This window comes from Streptomyces sp. NPDC059828, from assembly GCF_042731955.1.
In the GTDB taxonomy this organism is placed as follows: Bacteria; Actinomycetota; Actinomycetes; order Streptomycetales; family Streptomycetaceae; genus Streptomyces.
Window position 1 is genome coordinate 103,066 of the sequence record NZ_JBHWIW010000005.1, and the last position, 4,012, is coordinate 107,077.

Consider the following 4,012-nt stretch of genomic DNA (forward strand, 5'->3'; position numbering starts at 1 on the left):
GCAGTGCACGCTTCGCGAGGGGTGGGGGGGCGCCGCCGCGACGGCGGACGGGGCCCCCCCGGGCCCGGGGGGGGGGGGGGCGGCCCCCCGGGTGCGGGGCGGGGCCCACGCCGCTTCAGCGAGTCACAGCAGTGTCGCCAGCGCGACCAGCGCTGCCGTGGCCGCCGTCTCCTCGACCGCCCCGAACACATCGCCCGTCACCCCGCCGAAGCGGCGAACACAGTGCCGCAGAAGGAGTTCGGCCGTGAGCAGTGCGATGAGCAGGGCGGCCGCGACCGTGGCGGCGGTGTACCACGGAGCCGGGGCCCCGGACAGTGCGCCCGCTGACAGGCCCGCGCCCGCGGCCAGGACCAGCAGCGTGAGCGCGGCGGCGGCCCGTCGTGGCACGGTTGCCGCCACCGCCGCCCCCAGACCCTCGGGCCGGGCCGCGGGTACACCCGTACGCGAGGCGAGGGTGAGCGAGAGCCGCGCCACCACTCCCGCGAGCGCGGCCGCCACCGCGCCCCGGGCCCAGCCGCCGCTGTAGAGCTCGGCCAGGGCCGCGACCTGCGCCAGCAGTACGAAGAGCAGGGTGATCACCCCGAAGGGGCCGATGTCCGACTGCTTCATGATCCGCAGCGCGTCCGCGGCCGGTTTTCCGCTGCCCAGCCCGTCCGCCGTGTCGGCGAGCCCGTCGAGATGCAGCCCCCGGGTGAGCAGGGCCGGTACGGCCGCGGTGGCCACCGCGGCGAGCAGGTCTCCGGACCCCGCCACCAGCAGCAGCCCACCCGCGGCCGCGGCGCAGAGGCCGACGACCAGACCGGCGACCGGTGCCCACAGCATGCCCGCGCGGGCCGCCTCCCGGTCCCAGCGGGTGACCCGCACCGGCAGCACGGTGAGGGTGCCGAAGGCGAAACGTATGCCGGTCACGGGCCCGGCGGAGGTCCTGGAGCTCATCGCGCGCAGGGTAGCCCGTGAACCCCGGCGGTAGATTGCGCATAACGGGCAAAACGGGAGCGAGTGGGCATGAGTGACTGGTTTTACCGCAACATCGTGGAGCCGGGGAAGCTCCCGCTGCTGCTCGCGCTGGGCTCGTTCGTGCTGACCTTCCTGATCACCCGGGTCGTCACCCGGATGATCAGGGCAGGCAAGGGTCCGTTCCGTAACGTCAGCACCGGTGGGCTGCACATCCACCATGTCGTGCCCGGCGTGATCCTCACCGTGGTCGGCGGCTTCGGCTCCGTCGCCAGCAGCCAGCACACCGGCGCGGGCACCGTCGTCTTCGCGTTGATCTTCGGTATGGGCACGGGGCTCGTGCTCGACGAGTTCGCGCTGATCCTGCATCTCGACGACGTCTACTGGACCAACGAGGGCCGTAAGAGCGTGGAGGCCGTGGTGCTCACCGCGTCCGTGCTGCTGCTCTTCCTGGCTGGCTTCTCCCCGCTCGGCGTGGACAACCTCACCGAGGACGAACAGGACGACCGGCGGCTCTTCCTGTTCTTCGTCGCCGTCAACTTCTGCTTCGTCCTGATCACCCTGGTGAAGGGCAAACTGCGGATGGCGGTCATCGGCACCCTCGTGCCGTTCGTGGCCCTCTTCGGCGCGCTGCGGCTGGCCCGCCCCACGTCCCTCTGGGCCAAGCGCCTCTACCGGAGCCGTCCGCGTTCCCGGGCACGGGCGATCCTGCGCGCCTTCCGTCACGACAAACGCTGGACGGGGCCGCGCCGAAAGTTTCAGGACCTGATCGGCGGGGCTCCCGACCGGGTGACGGCGGTCTCCGCCTCCGGCGACGGGCCGGCTGCCCTGGCCGGCGGCGGAGTCCAGGGTTCGGTGCATGCCGGGGCGGGAGACGGTGCCCATGACACGTCCGGCGCCGGGGCGGGGGACGGCGCCCGTGACACGTCCGGTGCCGGGGCGGGTGATGTGCCACGGGACACCTCCCGTGAATCCGGTCCTCGCTGACGCCGACGTCCCCGCAGCGCCGTCACCGCACACACCAGCAGCACGGCGGCGATGGCCGCCAGATGCTCCTTGCCCGCGAGGTTGTTCTTGATGAGCACCTCGATCACCATCGCCGCGATCACCAGATTCATCGTCAGCCAGGCCCGGTACCGGTAACCCAGGTACAGGGCCAGACCGATGACCGCGGCCGACGGGCCGGTGTCCACGACATGGGCGTCAGAGGCGGGCAGTCCCAGCGGATTCTCAGGGCCCAGCGCGATCGCGATCCGTGCGTACATCGTCCCGGCCAGCGTGGACACATACGCGATCGCCAGCGTGCGCAGCCGCCCCAGGCAGATCTCGGCGATCCCGAACACCAGCAGGATCTGCGCCAGCGCACCCCACACCGGCAGGTCCAGCGCCGGTACGAACAGCGACAGCGGGGTGCGCAGTAGTGCCACCCACAGCGGGTACTCGGCCCGCACCGAGCCGATCACCTGCACCGGCTCGTACCCCCAGGGCTGGTTCTGGACCAGCTGGAAGACCGCGGTCAGACAGACCGCCGTGAGCGTCATCGGGACCGCCCGCCACCGCCGCTTCACGAGGGCGGTCCTGACGGCGCTGTACAGCGGCCCCCACTCGCGGCGCGCGAAGGCGCGCGCGCCGTCGGCGCTCGGTTTGGACGGCATGAATCGCGGCTCCCGGATGGGTCGGAACGTGGCCACGTTCGAAGACCGGTCTGGGCACCGCGAGGTTGAGTGTCACCTGGGTGTTTCCGAGCCCGCCCGGCCGGGCGGGCGAGGAGCGCGTCAGTGCACTTCGTGCTTGTGGTCCTCGGCGTCCGTGGCATCCGGGCCGTCCGGGGTGCGCTCGGGCAGCTCGGCCGCGAGGGCCGCGGACGCCTGCACGAACGGAAGAGCGAGCATGGCCCCTGTGCCCTCGCCGACCGTGACACCCTGGTCGAGCAGCGGGTGGAGCGCCATCCGGTCCAGCGCCTTGCCCTGCGCCGGTTCACCGCTGACCTGCCCCGCCAGCCACCAGTCCGGTGCCCGGAACGCCGCACGCTGCGCCACCAGGGCACACGCCGCCGACACCACCCCGTCGAGGATCACCGGCAGCCGCCGCACCGCGGCCTGCAGCAGAAAGCCCGTGATCGCCGCGAGGTCCGCCCCGCCGACCGTGGCCAGCAGCTCGAGCTGGTCGCCGAGCACCGGCCTGGCCCGCCGCAGCGCGTCGCGGATCGCCGCGCACTTGCGCATCCAGGTGAGGTCGTCGATGGCGACACCGCCACGGCCGGTCACCACAGAGGCGTCGGTGCCGCACAGCGCGGCGACCAGGGTCGAGGCGGGGGTGGTACCGCCCACACTGAGATCGCCGAGCACGACGAGGTCGGTGCCCGAGTCGGCCTCCTCGTCGGCGACCGCCATACCGAGGCGTACGGCCCGCTCCGCCTCGTCGCGGGTGAGGGCGTCCTCGATGTCGATGCGCCCGCTGCCGCGCCGCACCCGGTGGCGTACGACCTCGGCGGGCAGCAGCTCCGGGTCGCAGTCGAGCCCGGCGTCGACCACCCGCACCGGCACGTCCATCCGCCGGGCCAGCACCGCGACGGGGCTCGCCCCGTCCAGCACGGCCCGCACCAGGGTGTACGCGCTGCCCGCGGGCCGCCCCGACACGCCCAGCTCGGCGACCCCGTGGTCCCCGGCGAACAGCACCGCCTTCGGCCGCTCCACGGGACGTACGGGCACGGCCCCCTGGGCAGCCGCCAGCCACTCCCCGAGCTCGTCGAGCCGCCCCAGGGCACCGGGCCGCACGACCAGCCGCTCACGGCGTTCCTCGGCGTCGCGCCGGACACCGCTGTCGGGGCGCTCGATCAGATCGGAGAAGTCGTCGAGATTCAGCGGGCTCATTCGCCGAACAGTACCGGCAGCGCGCCGCTGCCGGGCCGCTGGGCCATGCCCGGGTGATCTTTGCGGATCGGCCCGCGTCATCAGGTCCGGTGAGCCCCCTGGCCGTGGGGGGGGGGCCCGGCCCCCCCCCCCCAGGGCCCCCCCCCAGGCGGCGGGCGGGGCGGCCCGGCGCGCGCCGCGCCGCC

General features: G+C 73.7%; 3 protein-coding genes and 1 pseudogene. 1 reads left to right on the forward strand and 3 read right to left on the reverse strand.

Features of this window, described 5'->3' with window-relative positions:
- Positions 1–123: 123 nt before the first annotated feature.
- Positions 124–936 carry an adenosylcobinamide-GDP ribazoletransferase gene (locus tag ACFV6V_RS04785; RefSeq protein WP_385559106.1) on the reverse strand — a complete coding sequence of 271 codons (813 nt, stop codon included), beginning with the start codon at positions 934–936 and terminating at the stop codon, positions 124–126.
- 69 nt (positions 937–1,005) lie between these two features.
- Between ACFV6V_RS04785 and ACFV6V_RS04790 the strand changes: the two are divergent.
- A pseudogene (locus ACFV6V_RS04790) lies at positions 1,006–1,746 on the forward strand (hypothetical protein); the annotation flags it as partial.
- On the opposite strand, the gene ACFV6V_RS04795 reads toward ACFV6V_RS04790, so the two are convergent.
- Both ACFV6V_RS04795 and cobT read right to left on the reverse strand, forming a co-directional pair.
- Positions 1,713–2,609 (reverse strand): hypothetical protein, encoded by an 897-nt coding sequence (locus tag ACFV6V_RS04795; protein WP_385559109.1) that lies wholly within the window; start codon positions 2,607–2,609, stop codon positions 1,713–1,715. The pseudogene ACFV6V_RS04790 and the gene ACFV6V_RS04795 overlap by 34 nt on opposite strands.
- Positions 2,610–2,729: 120 nt before the next feature.
- Complete coding sequence (gene cobT, locus ACFV6V_RS04800) at positions 2,730–3,827, reverse strand: nicotinate-nucleotide--dimethylbenzimidazole phosphoribosyltransferase (protein ID WP_385559112.1); 1,098 nt, start codon at positions 3,825–3,827, stop codon at positions 2,730–2,732.
- Positions 3,828–4,012 lie beyond the last annotated feature (185 nt).

Bases quoted from the DNA above. Each gene is read 5' to 3' on its own strand.
- ACFV6V_RS04785 (WP_385559106.1), bottom strand. From the start codon at position 936: ATGAGCTCCAGGACCTCCGCCGGGCCCGTGACCGGCATACGTTTCGCC.
- ACFV6V_RS04795 (WP_385559109.1), bottom strand. From the start codon at position 2,609: ATGCCGTCCAAACCGAGCGCCGACGGCGCGCGCGCCTTCGCGCGCCGC.
- cobT (WP_385559112.1), bottom strand. From the start codon at position 3,827: ATGAGCCCGCTGAATCTCGACGACTTCTCCGATCTGATCGAGCGCCCC.